The sequence below is a fragment of the Micrococcus lylae genome (assembly GCF_900163825.1).
In the GTDB taxonomy this organism is placed as follows: domain Bacteria; phylum Actinomycetota; class Actinomycetes; order Actinomycetales; family Micrococcaceae; genus Micrococcus; species Micrococcus lylae.
Genome location: NZ_FUKP01000061.1, coordinates 1 through 14,938, shown reverse-complemented (window position 1 = coordinate 14,938; position 14,938 = coordinate 1). Strand labels below are relative to the sequence as shown.

Genomic DNA, 14,938 nt, shown 5'->3' with positions numbered 1-14,938 from the left:
CCCGCCGCGACCGTCCCCCGGACCCACCCCACGGAAGGCCCCCACGCCATGATCGAGAACCCGTCGACCGCTGCCACCCCGGTGCTCTCCGCCGCGGACCGCCTCGAGCGCGCCGAGTCCAAGGCGGAGGTCCTCATCGAGGCCCTGCCGTGGATCCAGCGGTTCGCCGGCACCACGATGGTCATCAAGTACGGCGGCAACGCCATGGTCTCCGAGGAGCTGCGCCGCGCCTTCGCCGAGGACATCGTCTTTCTGCTGCACGTGGGTGTGCGCCCCGTGGTGGTGCACGGCGGCGGCCCGCAGATCAACACCATGCTGGACAGGCTCGGGATCGAGTCCGAGTTCCGCGGCGGCCTGCGCGTGACCACGCCGGAGGCGATGGACGTGGTGCGCATGGTGCTCACCGGTCAGGTCGGCCGCGAGCTCGTCGGCCTGATCAACTCCCACGGCCCCTACGCGATCGGCTCCTCCGGCGAGGATGGCGCCCTGTTCCAAGCACGCCGCACCGGCACCGTGGTGGACGGCGAGCCTGTGGACCTCGGACTGGTCGGGGAGGTCATCGGCGTGAATCCGGAGGCCATCCGGGACGTGATCGAGGCCGGCCGCATCCCCGTGGTGTCCTCCGTGGCCCCCGAGGTGGACGACCACGGCGACCTCACCGGCCACGTGCTCAACATCAACGCGGACACCGCCGCCGGAGCGCTCGCCGCCTCGATCGGTGCCCGCAAACTCGTGCTCCTCACCGACGTCGAGGGCGTCTACGCGGACTGGCCGGACCGCGACTCGCTCATCAGCTCCCTCACCGCCTCCCAGCTGCGGGAGCTGCTCCCGTCCCTGTCCTCCGGCATGATCCCGAAGATGGCGGCCTGCCTGGAGGCGATCGACGCAGGAGTGCCACGCGCCCACGTGGTGGACGGACGCCGCCCGCACTCGATGCTGCTGGAGGTCTTCACCTCCGCAGGCGTCGGCACCCAGGTGGTCCCCGATGCCCGTTGACACCGCCTGCGCATCCCTTCGGAAGGAGACCGCCATGACCGCCGATGCTGCACACGGCACCCTGCTCGACCGCTACAGCCACGCCGTCACCGGACTGTTCGGCCCGCCCCAGCGGGCCCTCGTCTCCGGCTCGGGCGTCCGCGTGGTGGACGAGGACGGCCGCGAGTACGTGGACCTGCTCGCCGGGATCGCGGTGAACTCCCTCGGCCACGCCCACCCGCGCCTCGTGGCGGCCGTGTCCGAGCAGGCCGGACGCCTCATGCACGTCTCCAACCTCTTCACCTCGGAGCCCCAGGTCGGCCTGGCCGAGGACCTCCTGCGCCTGTCCGGGGCGCCGGCGGGCTCCTCGGTGTTCTTCGCCAACTCCGGGTCGGAGGCGAACGAGGCGGCCTTCAAGCTGGCCCGCCGGCACGGAGGCGAGGACCCCTCCGGGCTGCGCACCCGCGTCATCGCCCTGGAGGGGGCCTTCCACGGCCGCACGATGGGTGCCCTCGCGCTCACGTCGAAGGAGGCCTACCGTGCCCCCTTCGAGCCGCTGCCCGGAGGGGTGGAGCGGATCCCCGGCGGCGACCTGGACGCCCTGCAGGCCGCGCTCGCCCCGGACACCGAGAGGCGCACCGTGGCCGCCGTCCTCCTGGAGCCCGTGCAGGGCGAGGGCGGCGTCCATGGCTGGCCCGCCGGCTACCTGGCGGGCGTCCGCGCCGCGACGCGGGAGGCCGGGGCGCTGATGATCCTGGACGAGGTGCAGTCCGGTATCGGCCGCACCGGCAGCTGGTTCGCGTTCCAGGACCCCGCGGTGACCGGGGGAGACCCTGTGGTGCCGGATGCGTTCACCCTGGCCAAGGGGCTGGGCGGAGGCGTCCCGATCGGTGCGCTCGTCTCCGTGGGGCCGGAGGTCTCGGCGCTGCTGCGCCCGGGGCAGCACGGCACCACGTTCGGCGGCAACCCGCTGGCCGCGGCCGCCGCCCGCGCCGTCCTCGCCACGATCGAGGAGGAGGCCTTGCTGGAGAACGTCCGTCGCGTGGGCGCCGCGCTCGGCGACGGTCTGCGCGCGGTGGATTCGGTGACCGAGGTCCGCCAGTATGGCCTCTGGCTCGGCGTGGACCTCGCCGCGGACGCAGTGCGTCCGCTTCCCGACGCCGGCCCCGCGCCGGCCGTCGTCCGCGCCGCCCTGGAGGGCGGCTGGATCGTCAACGCCACGGGTCCGCGCACCCTGCGCCTGGCCCCGCCCCTGATCCTGGACGAGGCCGACGCGCGCGACTTCGTCGCCGCCCTGCCCATGATCCTGTCCGCCGCCGGACAGCCGACCGAGAACCGAGGAGCATCGTTGTGACCGACACCGCCGTGCGCCACTTCCTGGTGGACACCGACCTGTCCCCGTCCGAGCAGGCCGAGGTCCTGGACCTGGCCTCCGAGATGAAAGCGGACCGCTTCTCCCGCCGCCCGCTGGCCGGCCCGCGCACGGGGCTGGTGATCTTCGACAAGACGTCCACGCGCACGCGCATCTCCTTCGCCGCCGGCATCGCCGAGCTCGGCGGCCAGCCGCTGATCATCAACCCGGGGGAGTCGCAGCTGGGCCACAAGGAGTCCGTGGGGGACTCGGCACGGGTGATGGGACGCATGGCCTCGGTGATCGTCTGGCGCACCTATGCGCAGACCGGCCTGGAGGAGATGGCCGAGCACGCGGGGGTCCCCGTGATCAATGCGCTCTCGGACGACTACCACCCGTGCCAGCTGCTCGCGGACCTGCTGACCGTTCGCGAGCACAAGGGCCGCACCGCGGGACTGACCCTGACCTACGTCGGCGACGCGGCGAACAACATGGGCCACTCGTACCTGCTGGCGGGCGTCACCGCCGGCATGCACGTCCGCGTGGCCGGGCCCGAGGGGTGCCTGCCGGCTCCGCATGTGGTGGCCTCCGCCGAGGAGCGCGCCGCGGAGACCGGAGGCTCCGTCCTGGTCACCACCGACCCGGCCCAGGCGCTGGACGGGGCCGACGTGGTGGTCACGGACACCTGGGTGTCGATGGGACAGGAGGACGAGGCACACGAGCGCAAGGAGCTCTTCCGGGACTACACGGTGGACGCCGCCGCCATGGGGCGCGCCGCTGAGGACGCGATCTTCCTGCACTGCCTGCCGGCCTATCGGGGCATGGAAGTCACCGCGGACGTCATCGATGGTCCGCAGTCCGTGGTGTGGGACGAGGCCGAGAACCGGCTGCATGCTCAGAAGGCCCTGATGGCCTGGCTGCTCGAGGAGTCCGGCCAGGCCGCGCCGCCTGCCGGGGAGGTGCGCTGACATGGCGACGCCCACCACGAAGACTGCGCGGCAGGCGGCCATCCGGGACGTGCTGCAGACCCAGCAGATCCGGTCCCAGTCCGCCCTGTCCGAAGCCCTTGCCGATCGGGGACTCTCGGTCACGCAGGGCACGCTCTCCCGTGACCTCGTGGACCTGGGCGCGGTGCGTGTGCGCGGTGCCGAAGGGATGGTCTACGCCGTCCCGGCGGAGGGCGAGGACGGCTTCCCGGCCCGCAGTGGGGAGGCCCAGGCCGCCCGTCTGAGTTCCATGAGCCGCGAGCTGCTCATCTCCGCGGAGCCGACCGAGAACCTGGTGGTGCTGCGCACCCCGCCGGGCGCCGCCCAGTACATGGCCAGTGTCATCGACCAGGCCCGGGTGGAGCACGTGCTGGGGACGATCGCCGGAGACGACACCATCCTGCTCATCGCGGACAGTACCGAGCACGCACCGGGGGTGGCCGCCCAGCTGCTCGGCCTCGCCGGCTGAGGCCGACCGCGGCGCGAGCCGCTTCTCGGCGACGTGTGAGGGGTCCGACACGCACCGGTGCTCGGCCTCTCGCACGTCCGGTGGGCCGGGGTCTGAGTCCTCAGAACCCGGGGCGCTGGTAGATCTGGTCCTCCGGCGGTGCCTCTGTGGGCGGGACCTCGTTCCAGTCGCGGAAGTCGATGGTGCCGGCCGGGCCGTCCTTGCTGTCGCTCTCGCCGTCCACCTCGAGACGCACCAACTCGTCGTCCTGGTTGATGTAGAGCGAGACGTGGCCGTCGCCGGCATCCACGTCGGAGTACTTGAACACCTGCTCGCCGTCGAGTCGGAGCGTCTCGGCCTGCGGTTCCTGGCCGCCGAATGCGTCGGCCTCCGGGAGAGCGGAGACGAAGCCCTCGTAGAACGTGGACATCGAGAACGCGCCGTCCCGTCCGGAGGGCACAGAGATCCAGAGTCCCGGGTCCACATCCTTGAAGGTTTCGCCGCCCTTGGCTGAGACGAACTTCTCGTCCGGGCGGATGAAGGTCGTGTCGTCGGCCGCGATCACCTCCACCGTGCCCTTCTGCTCGATCAGGCGGCCTGCGTAGGAGGAGTCGTCCAGGGCGCCCGCAAGCTCGACGTCGATGGTGCCCTCGCCCTGACGGACGTCGCCGCTGACCCGCACCGAGGTGGCCTCGTCGACCGAGGCGCGGACGGACGGCCACACCTGTGCCAGCGGTGGGGGTTCCGGCACGCAGCCGGTCAGCGCGGAACCGCTGACCACGGCAAGGCCCGCCAGCAGTGCCGCATGGCGACGGACGGGGCGGAGTGCTGCGGCGGGGGCGACGGTCGTCGATGCGGGCATGGCGGTCCCTCCTGCAGGTGAGCTCTCTGTCGTTCAGCGTACGCGGTGTCCCCCCGTGCCTGCCGGGACGGCACGCGCACGGGCGGTCTGCGGGACGCCGCCCCGGGCCGACGACGGTCTGGTGAGGGGTGGTGCAGGTCCGGACGAGGCCCTGGCCGCAGATGTGTGAAGGGCCCCGTCGCGCTCGGCGACGGGGCCCTTCAGCGGGACCGTGGATCAGCCACGCGGCAGGGTGAACTCCTGGCCGACGTAGATCAGGTTCGGGTCCTCGATGACGGAGGAGTTGGCCTCGTAGATGGCCTCCCAGCCGCCCTCGATGCGGTGCTTGTTGGCCAGCGAGAACAGGCTGTCGCCGGCCTCGACGACCACGGTCTCCTGCTGGGCGGCCTGGCGGCGGGCCTCGGCACGCTCGGCGGCGGCCTTCTCCGCAGCCGCGGAACGCTCGGCGGCGGCCTGGCGGTCGGCCTCGGCCTTCTCGGCGGCTGCCTTCTCAGCAGCGGCCTGGCGGTCGGCCTCAGCCTTCTCGGCGGCGGCCTGGCGCTGGGCCTCGGCGCGCTCGGCGGCTGCCTTCTCGGCGGCGGCCTGGCGGTCGGCCTCGGCCTTCTCGGCGGCTGCCTTCTCGGCAGCGGCCTGGCGCTGGGCCTCGGCACGCTCGGCGGCTGCCTTCTCGGCGCGGCCTGGCGCTGGGCCTCGGCCTTCTCGGCGGCGGCCTGGCGCTGGGCCTCGGCCTTCTCGGCGGCGGCCTGGCGCTGGGCCTCGGCGCGGTCGGCGGCGGAGGTGTCCACGGCGGAGGTGCGCTCGACCGGGGTGGCGGAGGAGCCGGCCGCGTCGGCGGCGGTCAGGCCCAGCTTCTTGGAGCAGGACGGCCAGGCCTTCCAGCCCTGCAGCGCCAGGACCTTCTCGGCGCGCTTGATCTGCTCGGCCTTGGAGGCCTGGTGCGGGTAGCCCTTGCCGCCCACGGCGTGCCAGCTCGAGAGCTTGAACTGCACGCCGCCGTAGAAGCCGTTGCCGGTGTTGATGGACCAGTTGCCACCGGACTCGCAGTGGGCCAGGCGGTCCCAGGTGGCCTCAGAAGCGGCCTGGGCCGGAGCGGCGATCGCGATGGCGGCGGCGCCGGCGACGGTGAGGCTTGCGGTGACGGTGGCGGTAGTGCGCTTGGCAGAGGATGCAATGAGGTTCATGGCGTTGAGAGGGTCGGGTTGCCGCTTCTCGCCTGCGAGACAGTGCGTGCTCAGGCAATGGGCCGTCCACCCTGGTTCGGGGCAAGACTCCTGCCAGGGTGGGACGGCCCGCAGCGGGCGCCTGGCAGAAGAGGTTGATCCGTGCGGCCCCGTCCGGCGCGTGGTGCGTCGGTCACGGTTAGGTCACGAATCGGCTACGGGAGAGTCAACGCCCTGCGGTGGGTGCGCGTCAAGTCCGTGGGAGGAAATGGGGAGAACTTCCACTTCTGATGGACAGTGTGTCTGCAACGCGCGGTTGAGGCCTGTTGGGCGTGGACAGTCTGTCAGCAGTGGCGGTTGTGCGGTGCAGGATGTCCATGGTCGGGATGTGGCACCGCAGACATCGGAAAGGTCACGGCGTTTCGATCGGCGCCGCGGCGGGCGACGCGTCGGCATCGCCGCCGCTGCTCTGGCGCACGGCGCCGCCCCTGCTGTCACCCGCCCCCACGCCCCCTGCTGTCACCCGCTCCTACGCCCCCTGGCGTCGCCCCCGGGGGTCATCCCGGTATTCCATGCGTTGTATAACTATGCCTTCACGGGCTAGGCTCGCCGGTGGCAGGTCGCTCTGTGCGACCAGGCCTCCGCCGAGGCCGCGCCACCGCAGACAATCACGTGAGGAGCACGTCAGTGAAGGAACGCATCGTCCTCGCCTATTCGGGCGGTCTGGACACGTCCGTCGCCATCGGCTGGATCGCCGAGGCCACCGGCGCCGAGGTCGTGGCCGTGGCCGTCGACGTGGGTCAGGGCGGCGAGTCCCTCGAGACCGTCCGCCAGCGCGCCCTGGACTGCGGCGCCGTCGAGGCCTACGTGGCCGATGCCCGTGACGAGTTCGCGGAGCAGTACTGCATGCCGACGCTCAAGGCCAACGGCCTCTACATGGACGCCTACCCGCTGGTGTCGGCCATCTCCCGTCCGGTGATCTCCCGCCATCTCGTGGCGGCCGCCCGCCAGTTCGGCGCCTCCACCGTGGCCCACGGCTGCACCGGCAAGGGCAACGACCAGGTGCGCTTCGAGGTCTCCATCCAGACCCTCGGCCCGGACCTGAAGTGCATCGCCCCGGTCCGCGACCTGGCACTGACCCGTGACAAGGCGATCGACTACGCCGAGCGCAACGAGCTGCCGATCGTGACCACCAAGAAGAACCCGTTCTCGATCGACCAGAACGTCTGGGGTCGTGCCGTGGAGACCGGCTTCCTGGAGGACATCTGGAACGGTCCGACCAAGGACGTCTACGACTACACGGACGATCCGGCGTTCTCGCCGGCGCCGGACGTCGTGACCATCACCTTCGAGCAGGGCGTCCCCACCGCCCTCGACGGCCGTTCACTGACGCCGCTCGAGGTCATCGAGGAGCTCAACCGCCGTGCCGGCGCCCAGGGTGTGGGCCGCATCGACATCGTGGAGGACCGCCTCGTGGGCATCAAGTCCCGCGAGATCTATGAGGCCCCGGGCGCGATGGCCCTCATCGCCGCGCACAAGGAGCTGGAGAACGTCACCCTCGAGCGTGAGCAGGCCCGCTTCAAGCGCCTGGTCTCCGACCGCTGGACCGAGCTGGTCTACGACGGCCAGTGGTACTCGCCGCTGAAGCAGAACCTGGACGCCTTCATCGACGCGACCCAGGAGCATGTCAACGGCGACATCCGGCTCGAGCTCCACGGCGGCCGCGCCACCGTCCAGGGCCGCCGCTCCGAGACCGGCCTGTACGACTTCAACCTCGCCACCTACGACGAGGGCGACGCGTTCGACCAGTCCTCCGCCCGCGGCTTCATCGACATCTACGGCCTGTCCGCCAAGACCGCCTCCGAGCGCGACCAGCGCCTGGGCGGCGCCGCCGACCTGACGGACGTCGCGCGCCTCAGCAACGACTGACCCGGTCGACCGGCGACGAGGCGGCCCCGGCGCATCCCGCCGCCGGGGCCGCCTCGTCTGTCCCGCCGTCCGTCCCTTCCCACAGCACCATCGACGTCGACTCCCACCCGTCAGGAGGGCCCCATGACCACCCCAGCCGATTCCGCCCGCCACGGCACCAACGAGGGCGCCCTGTGGGGCGGCCGCTTCTCCGGCGGCCCCGCCGATGCCCTCGCCGCCCTGAGCAAGTCCACCGACTTCGACTGGCGCCTGGCCCGCTACGACATCGCCGGCTCCCGTGCCCACGCCCGCGTGCTGCGCACCGCCGGACTGCTGACGGCCGAGGAGCTGGACGGCATGTTGGCGGCCCTGGACCGCCTGGAAGAAGACGTCGTCTCCGGCGCCTACACCGCAGCGGAGTCCGATGAGGACGTGCACGGCTCCCTCGAGCGTGGCCTCATCGAGCGCGCCGGTCCGGAGCTCGGCGGCAAGCTGCGCGCCGGCCGCTCACGCAATGACCAGATCGCCACGATGGGTCGGATGTACCTGAGGGACCACGCCCGACTGGTCGCGCGCGGCGTCCTCGCCACGATCGACGCGTTGATCGCCCAGGCCGAGGCCCACCCCTACGCGCCGATGCCGGGCCGCACCCACCTGCAGCACGCCCAGCCGGTGCTGCTGTCCCACCACCTGCTGGCCCATGCCTGGCCGCTGCTGCGGGATGTCCAGCGCCTGGCGGACTTCGATCGCCGCGCCGCCGTCTCCCCGTACGGATCCGGCGCCCTTGCAGGCTCCTCGCTCGGCCTGGATCCGGAGGCCGTGGCCGCGGAGCTGGGCTTCGACTCTGCCGTGTGGAACTCCATCGACGGCACCGCCGCGCGCGATGTCTACGCGGAGTTCGCCTGGGTCGCCTCGATGATCGGCGTGGACCTGTCCCGCGTGTCCGAGGAGGTCATCTTCTGGGCCACCAAGGAGGCCGGTTTCGTGACCCTGGACGACGCCTTCTCCACCGGGTCGTCGATCATGCCCCAGAAGAAGAACCCGGACGTCGCCGAGCTCGCGCGCGGCAAATCCGGCCGCCTCATCGGCGATCTCGCCGGCCTCCTCGCGACCCTCAAGGGTCTGCCGCTGGCCTACAACCGGGACCTTCAGGAGGACAAGGAGCCGGTCTTCGACGCCGCCGACACCCTCGAGCTGCTGCTGCCGGCCGTCTCCGGCATGATCGCCACTCTGACGTTCCACACCGAGCGCATGGCGGAGCTGGCCCCGCAGGGCTTCGCACTCGCCACGGACATCGCCGAATGGCTCGTCCGCCAGGGCGTCCCGTTCCGTGTGGCCCACGAGCTTTCCGGCGAATGCGTCCAGGCGGCGGAGAAGCGCGGTATGGAGCTGTGGGACCTCACCGACGAGGAATTCGCCTCCGTCTCCGAGCACCTGACTCCGCAGGTCCGTCAGGTGCTCTCCACCGAGGGCTCGCTGTCCTCCCGCGACGCCCAGGGCGGAACGGCGCCCTCCGCCGTCGCCGCCCAGATCGCGGCGCTCAAGGCGGCCGTGGACGAGGTCCGCCCCTTCGCCGACTCCGCCGGCTCGGTGGTCGGCGCCGCCTGAGCGGCGCATCCCCGGCACGACGACGGACGGTCGCCTTCCACGGAAGGCGACCGTCCGTCGTCGTTCCTGCGGGTCTTCCGGCCCGCGAGCGGGGCCGGTGTCGCAGCGCTGGCGCTCAGCCCTGGCGGGCCTTCAGCCGCGGGTTCTTCTTGTTGATCACGAAGGTGCGGCCGCGGCGTCGGACCACCTGGGATCCGGGCTGGTTCTTCAGGGCGCGCAGGGAGTTGCGGACCTTCATGGGGTGCCTCCTGGGGGGGGCTCGTGGTCGCGGTTCGGTCAGACGTCCCGAGCGGGACTCAGACAGATTAGCGCAAATGAGAACGGTTAGCATAAAGTCGTCCGCGTCCTGTCCCCGAACCGGTCCCGTCCCGCCCGACGACGGTCCGGACGCGGCAGTCCGATCGACCAGAAGGAGACCCTCCGTGTCCCAGCCCCCGTTCCCGTCCCGCCCCCGGAGCGGCGGTCGACCGTTGCGGGCCGACGTCGTGGTGGTGGCCGGCGTGCACGCCGCACAGCGCCATGCGCAGGCGGCACGGCTGGCCGCCGATGCTGGGGCAACACTCGTCGCCGCAGTCGCCTGGGGCGAAGACGGCCTCGTCCCGGAGGCGGTGTTGCGGACCGGCGGGCCGGTGGTGCTCGAGGTGCCGGCGCAGGTGCCGGTGACCCATGTGATCGGCGAGCTGGCGGACGAGCCGGAGCGGGTGCGCGTCACCGCCGTGGTGGCGGTCGCCTGCCTGCACACCCTCCACGAGGACCTCGCCGACGGGGCCGGCCACGGCCGGGCCCTCGTCGACTGCCTGGAGGCGGCCACGCACCACGCCCTCGTGGGCGCGTCCGAGCCGGACCGTGCCACAGGTCCCGCGGCGACGCCCGGTGCAGACCGGACGGTCCACGGGGTGCTCCGGGCGGACGGGGAGGCCGAGACCGCCGCCCGGCGCCTGCTCGCGGTGCTGCGCCCGGACGCGCTGCCGGTGGTCGGCGGTCGCGCCGATGCAGGTCCACTGGGCACGGCCGGCCCGGACGCCGCCGGCGGGATCGGCCCCGAGCTGGACTGCGCCGGCTGGCTCCAGGTGGTCAACGGCGAGTGGCCCACGGACCGGGTGGTGCCCGGCGTCGGCGTGGCCCGCTACGAGCGTCACCGTCCCTTCCACCGCGGCCGCCTGGAGGAGCTCGCCGATCGCTGGGCGCTCGAGGCGGCCGCCCGGGGCGCGGGCGGGGCCGCGGCGGGCCTGCGGATCTCGGGCCTGTGCCGCCTGGGCGACCTGCCGGAGTGGACCTTCCGCTGGGACCAGGTCGGCACGGACCTCGAGCTGCATCCGCTGGCGCCGGACGACGCGGTGCTCGGTGCCGAACCGGGGGACGGCCTCGAACCCGAGCTGCTGTGCGTGGGACCCGAGCTCGCGCTGTTCGGCTGGGGAGCCCATGCGGACCTGTCCCGGATCGTGGCGGACCTGGACGCCGCCCTGCTCACGGACGCCGAGTTCGCCGCCGGTCCGGACGTCTGGGGCTGACCCGGCGCCGCAGGTCACCTTCCGTTCACGCGCGCACCTATAGGATGGATGGTCACGTTCCGCGCCGGAGACCGCTCCGGCCCGAGACCAGGGAGAACCGCATGGGGGACACCGTGACCGTCCGCGAGGCCGAGCTCGCCCTCGAGCGAGAGCGCGTCGCCGTCCGCTACGCCCGCCTCGACGCGCTGCGCGCCGAGAAGCAGGAGCAGCTCGCCGGCGTCCGGCGTTCCGGGCTCCAGGGATCGGTGCAGAACCACTCCGAGCGGGACGCGTTCGCCGCTCTGTACGAGGACCGTCTGGCCCAGCTCGAGGCCGTCGAGGACCGCCTCGTCTTCGGACGGCTGGATCTGGACGCGGAGCACGGGGCAGACACGCCCGGCCCGCGCTACATCGGCCGCATCGGCCTGACCGACGAGGAGCACGAGCGGCTGCTCCTGGACTGGCGGGCGCAGGAGGCCGGCGCCTTCTACCAGGCCACCCCGTTGCAGCGGCAGGGCGTGCGCCGCCGCCGCCACCTGATGCTGCGCGGACGCACCGTCCGGGACATCGAGGACGAGGTGCTGGATCCCGAACTCGCCTCCGCCGGTACGAACGAGATCGCAGTGGGCGGCCAGGGGGCGCTGCTCGCGGCCGTGACGGCGCGGCGCACCGGACGCATGCATGACATCGTCGCCACCATCCAGTCCGAGCAGGACGAGCTGATCCGCCGTCCGCTTCCCGGGGCCGTGGTGGTGCAGGGTGGGCCGGGCACCGGCAAGACCGCGGTGGCGCTGCATCGCGCCGCCTACCTGCTCTACACCCATCGGGAACGTCTCGCGAAGGCCGGCGTCCTGCTCGTCGGGCCGTCGGTCGGATTCCTCCGCTACATCGAGCGCGTGCTGCCCTCGCTGGGCGAGACGGGTGTGGTGATGGCCTCGCTGGGCACGCTGTATCCCGGTGTGGCCGCCGTCCCGGAGACCGATCCCCGCGTGGCCGTCCTCAAGGGGCGCATCGAGGCCGCCGAGATGGTGCAGGCGGCTGTGGCCCGCCGGCAGAGGCTGATCCCTGCCCGCCGCACCGTGGCGGTGGACGGCACGGCGCTCACCCTGTCCCCGGGCATGGTCCGCCGCGCCCGCGAGCGTGCCCGGGCCACCCGCAAACCGCACAACGAGGCGCGCGAGACCTTCGTCAAGATCCTGGTCCGAGAGCTGGCGGACCAGCTGCGCGAGAAGCTGGAGCACTCGGCCGGCGCCACCGTGAACCGGGACTACCTGCTGGAGGATGTGCGGACCTCCCGCGATGTGCGCATCGCCCTGAACCTGTGCTGGATGCCCATGACCCCGCAACGGCTGCTCGCCGAGGTCTTCTCCACGCCGGAGACCCTCCGGGCCTGCGCCCCGTGGCTGGGCGACGACGAGGCCCGGCTGCTGCTCCGCGCCCCGGACGCCCCGTGGACCGAGGCGGACGTGCCGCTGCTGGACGAAGCGGCCGAGCTGCTGGGCGCCATGCCCTCAGGCGCACCGGCGGAGGACGGAGAGGCCCAGCATCGCCGCAACGTGGAGAACGCGAAGGCCACCCTCGAGAACGTCCACCAGACGCTCGCGGACCTGGGCGTCGACGGCGTCGTCGACGCGGAGACGCTCGCCCGGGCCAACGAGCGGGGCACCGTCCGTCGCACCACTGCCGAGCAGGCCCGCCATGACCGCACCTGGACCTACGGCCATGTGGTGGTGGACGAGGCACAGGAGCTGAGCCCCATGCAGTGGCGTCTGCTGGCCCGCCGCTGCCCGATGAAGTCCTTCACCATCGTGGGGGACATCGCGCAGGCCTCGGCCCCGGGCGCCCCGCGGACATGGCGGCAGGCCCTCGGCGACTCGTTCGACGAGCGCCTGGTGGTCGAGGAGCTCTCGGTCAACTACCGGACCCCGTCGCGCATCGTCCGCTGGGCCGCGGGCGTCGCCCGGGCCGCGGGGGTGAAGGTCACGGCACCGGAGGCCGTGCGCGAGGGCGACCACGAGCCGACGCTCACCGTCGTGCCCGCCGGAGAACTGCAGCAGGCGGTGCTCACACGGCTGGCCGAACTCCGCGACCTCGTCCCGGAGGGCCTCAGTGCGCTCGTGGTGCCCGAGGAGCTCGTCGCCCCGCTGTCCGCGGCGATGCAGCAGCAGGGACTCACCGTGGACCGAGTCCCGGCACCGGGTGTGGACGTCGTGGTCGCCACGGCGCGGGAGACGAAGGGCCTCGAGTTCGACGTCGTGGTGCTCGCTTCTCCGGAACGACTGGTGGCGGACGCCCACGGGGTGGTCGGAGACCTCTACGTCGCCATGACCCGCTGCACCCAGGCCCTGGCTGTGGTCACCGACGCCCCCGAGGCTGACCTGCCGGGAGGAGTGGTGCGCTGACGGACACCGGTGGGCGGTCGTCGTCGAGATGTTCGGACTGCGACATCCGGCGGCGCGCCGACGGCGGCAGCGACCGCCGCTGGGTACGCTGAAGCCCGTGAGCGCAGAGACCCAGAACACCGAGAAGCGCCTGAGCGCGCAGTCCAATGACTCCAGCTTCGAGAACATCTGGCAGGAGCTGAAGTGGCGTGGCCTGGTCCACGTCTCCACCGACGAGGCCTCCCTGGAGCAGGCCCTCGTCGAGGGCTCGGTGAGCTACTACTGCGGCTTCGACCCGACCGCCCCGTCCCTGCACCTGGGCCACCTCGTGCAGCTGCTGCTGATGCGTCGCCTGCAGCTGGCCGGCCATCGGCCCTACGCGCTGGTGGGCGGTGCGACCGGTCTGATCGGCGACCCGCGTCAGACCTCCGAGCGTGTACTGAACACCCGCGAGGTCGTGGCCGAGTGGGTGGACTCCCTGCGCGAGCAGATCCGCCCGTACCTGTCCTTCGAAGGTGAGAACGCGGCCACCATGGTGAACAACCTGGACTGGACCGCGCAGATGTCCGCCCTGGACTTCCTGCGCGAGGTCGGAAAGAACTTCCGCGTGGGCACCATGGTCAAGAAGGAGATCGTGGCCAAGCGCCTGCACTCGGACGAGGGGATCTCCTACACGGAATTCTCCTACCAGGTGCTGCAGGGCAACGACTACCTTGAGCTGTTCCGCCGCCACGGCATCACCCTGCAGTCCGGCGGTTCGGACCAATGGGGCAACCTGACCTCCGGCACGGAGCTGATCCGCAAGGTGGAGGGAGAGCACGTGCACGCCCTGGGCACCCCGTTGATCACCAACGCGGACGGAACCAAGTTCGGCAAGTCCGAGGGCAACGCCGTGTGGCTCGACGCCTCGATGTGCTCTCCGTACGCCTTCTACCAGTTCTGGCTCAACACGGCCGACGCGGACGTGGTGGACCGCCTCAAGGTCTTCACGTTCCTGACCCGTGCACAGATCGAGGAGTATGCGCAGAAGGTGGCGGACGAGCCGTTCCGACGTGAGGCGCAGAAGCGCCTGGCCTGGGAGGTCACCACGCTGGCCCACGGTGAGGCGGCGACCCAGGCCGTGATCGACGCGTCCGCCGCGGTGTTCGGAGGCGGAGACCTGTCCGAGGTGGAGCCGGAGACCTTGGAGTCGGTGTTGTCCGAGCTTGACCACCAGGCGGACACCTCGGTCTGGGCCCGAAGGGACGACGGCCGCGTCTCCATTATCGATCTGCTGGTCTCCTCCGGCCTGGCCTCCTCGAACTCCGAGGCCCGACGCATCATCAAGGACGGCGGAGCGTCCGTGAACAACGTCAAGGTGTCGGACATGGAGCAGACGTTCGGCTCCGGCGACGCCCTCGCCGGCCGCTGGCTGCTCATCCGCCGGGGGAAGAAGAACATGGCTGCCGCAGACCTGTCCCTCTGACACGTCCGGGGAGCCGGCAGAGGACCGCTGCCCTGTCCCTCTGACACGTCCGCGGAGCCGGCAGAGGACCGCTGCCGATCGCTCCCGCCCTGTCCCGACGACGGCGTACGCCCGGAAGTGGTCGAGGTCACCTGGAATGGTGGCCCGCAATGGGATGAGAGCGCTGGCTCGGAAGGCCTCGTTCTCCGCAGGATTCCGCGGAGAACGAGGCCTTCGGCATGTGTGGACACCCCGATTTTGCGTGTGGGTGGGGATGTGTGTAGAGTTCTTTCTCGTGCTGAGGCGCGGAACGGATCAGTTCGCA

General features: G+C 71.8%; 12 protein-coding genes and 1 pseudogene. 9 read left to right on the top strand and 4 right to left on the bottom strand.

The genetic code is table 11. The features are described 5' to 3' along the window. Positions 1 to 48: 48 nt before the first annotated feature. The 4 genes from argB to argR are packed head-to-tail and all read left to right on the top strand — an operon-like array spanning position 49 to position 3,781. Complete coding sequence (argB, locus tag FM125_RS08860) at positions 49 to 996, top strand: acetylglutamate kinase (protein WP_087134353.1); 948 nt, start codon at positions 49 to 51, stop codon at positions 994 to 996. A 34-nt stretch (positions 997 to 1,030) separates the two neighbouring features. Beyond that, positions 1,031 to 2,329, top strand: coding sequence for an acetylornithine transaminase (locus tag FM125_RS08855; RefSeq protein WP_087134352.1), 1,299 nt, complete (start codon positions 1,031 to 1,033; stop codon positions 2,327 to 2,329). After that, positions 2,326 to 3,294, top strand: coding sequence for an ornithine carbamoyltransferase (gene argF, locus FM125_RS08850; RefSeq protein ID WP_425435817.1), 969 nt, complete (start codon positions 2,326 to 2,328; stop codon positions 3,292 to 3,294). Before FM125_RS08855 ends, argF begins: the two co-directional genes overlap by 4 nt. A gap of 1 nt (position 3,295) precedes the next feature. Next, the gene (argR, locus tag FM125_RS08845) at positions 3,296 to 3,781 is read left to right on the top strand and encodes an arginine repressor (RefSeq protein WP_087134350.1); all 486 of its coding nucleotides are present in this window, start codon (positions 3,296 to 3,298) and stop codon (positions 3,779 to 3,781) included. 100 nt (positions 3,782 to 3,881) lie between these two features. Here the strand turns inward: argR and FM125_RS08840 are convergent, their stop codons facing one another. The 3 genes and pseudogenes from FM125_RS08840 to rpf form a co-directional block, all read right to left on the bottom strand. Further along, positions 3,882 to 4,622, bottom strand: a complete 741-nt coding sequence (locus FM125_RS08840) for a hypothetical protein (protein ID WP_087134349.1) — start codon at positions 4,620 to 4,622, stop codon at positions 3,882 to 3,884. 216 nt (positions 4,623 to 4,838) lie between these two features. After that, complete coding sequence (locus tag FM125_RS12140) at positions 4,839 to 4,991, bottom strand: LysM peptidoglycan-binding domain-containing protein (RefSeq protein WP_143745316.1); 153 nt, start codon at positions 4,989 to 4,991, stop codon at positions 4,839 to 4,841. A gap of 356 nt (positions 4,992 to 5,347) precedes the next feature. Continuing rightward, positions 5,348 to 5,803 (bottom strand): annotated as a pseudogene (rpf, locus tag FM125_RS12480) (resuscitation-promoting factor Rpf); the annotation flags it as partial. A gap of 666 nt (positions 5,804 to 6,469) precedes the next feature. On the opposite strand from rpf, the gene FM125_RS08830 reads away from it, so the two are divergent. Next, positions 6,470 to 7,711 (top strand): argininosuccinate synthase, encoded by a 1,242-nt coding sequence (locus FM125_RS08830; protein WP_087134348.1) that lies wholly within the window; start codon positions 6,470 to 6,472, stop codon positions 7,709 to 7,711. Between the two features lie 123 nt (positions 7,712 to 7,834). Beyond that, positions 7,835 to 9,298: an argininosuccinate lyase gene (gene argH / locus FM125_RS08825; RefSeq protein ID WP_087134347.1), complete on the top strand. Its 1,464-nt coding sequence runs from the start codon at positions 7,835 to 7,837 to the stop codon at positions 9,296 to 9,298. 115 nt (positions 9,299 to 9,413) lie between these two features. Here the strand turns inward: argH and ykgO are convergent, their stop codons facing one another. Continuing rightward, positions 9,414 to 9,536 carry a type B 50S ribosomal protein L36 gene (gene ykgO / locus FM125_RS08820; RefSeq protein WP_087134346.1) on the bottom strand — a complete coding sequence of 41 codons (123 nt, stop codon included), beginning with the start codon at positions 9,534 to 9,536 and terminating at the stop codon, positions 9,414 to 9,416. A 184-nt stretch (positions 9,537 to 9,720) separates the two neighbouring features. On the opposite strand from ykgO, the gene FM125_RS08815 reads away from it, so the two are divergent. The 3 genes from FM125_RS08815 to tyrS all read left to right on the top strand — a co-directional run bounded on the left by FM125_RS08815 (position 9,721) and on the right by tyrS (position 14,634). After that, positions 9,721 to 10,809: a hypothetical protein gene (locus tag FM125_RS08815; protein WP_087134345.1), complete on the top strand. Its 1,089-nt coding sequence runs from the start codon at positions 9,721 to 9,723 to the stop codon at positions 10,807 to 10,809. A gap of 101 nt (positions 10,810 to 10,910) precedes the next feature. Beyond that, positions 10,911 to 13,190: a HelD family protein gene (locus tag FM125_RS08810; protein WP_087134344.1), complete on the top strand. Its 2,280-nt coding sequence runs from the start codon at positions 10,911 to 10,913 to the stop codon at positions 13,188 to 13,190. Between the two features lie 97 nt (positions 13,191 to 13,287). Next, positions 13,288 to 14,634: a tyrosine--tRNA ligase gene (gene tyrS / locus FM125_RS08805; RefSeq protein ID WP_245829933.1), complete on the top strand. Its 1,347-nt coding sequence runs from the start codon at positions 13,288 to 13,290 to the stop codon at positions 14,632 to 14,634. Positions 14,635 to 14,938 lie beyond the last annotated feature (304 nt).

Bases quoted from the DNA above. Each gene is read 5' to 3' on its own strand.
- argB (WP_087134353.1), top strand. From the start codon at position 49: ATGATCGAGAACCCGTCGACCGCTGCCACCCCGGTGCTCTCCGCCGCG.
- FM125_RS08855 (WP_087134352.1), top strand. From the start codon at position 1,031: ATGACCGCCGATGCTGCACACGGCACCCTGCTCGACCGCTACAGCCAC.
- FM125_RS08810 (WP_087134344.1), top strand. From the start codon at position 10,911: ATGGGGGACACCGTGACCGTCCGCGAGGCCGAGCTCGCCCTCGAGCGA.
- FM125_RS08840 (WP_087134349.1), bottom strand. From the start codon at position 4,622: ATGCCCGCATCGACGACCGTCGCCCCCGCCGCAGCACTCCGCCCCGTC.
- argR (WP_087134350.1), top strand. From the start codon at position 3,296: ATGGCGACGCCCACCACGAAGACTGCGCGGCAGGCGGCCATCCGGGAC.
- argH (WP_087134347.1), top strand. From the start codon at position 7,835: ATGACCACCCCAGCCGATTCCGCCCGCCACGGCACCAACGAGGGCGCC.
- ykgO (WP_087134346.1), bottom strand. From the start codon at position 9,536: ATGAAGGTCCGCAACTCCCTGCGCGCCCTGAAGAACCAGCCCGGATCC.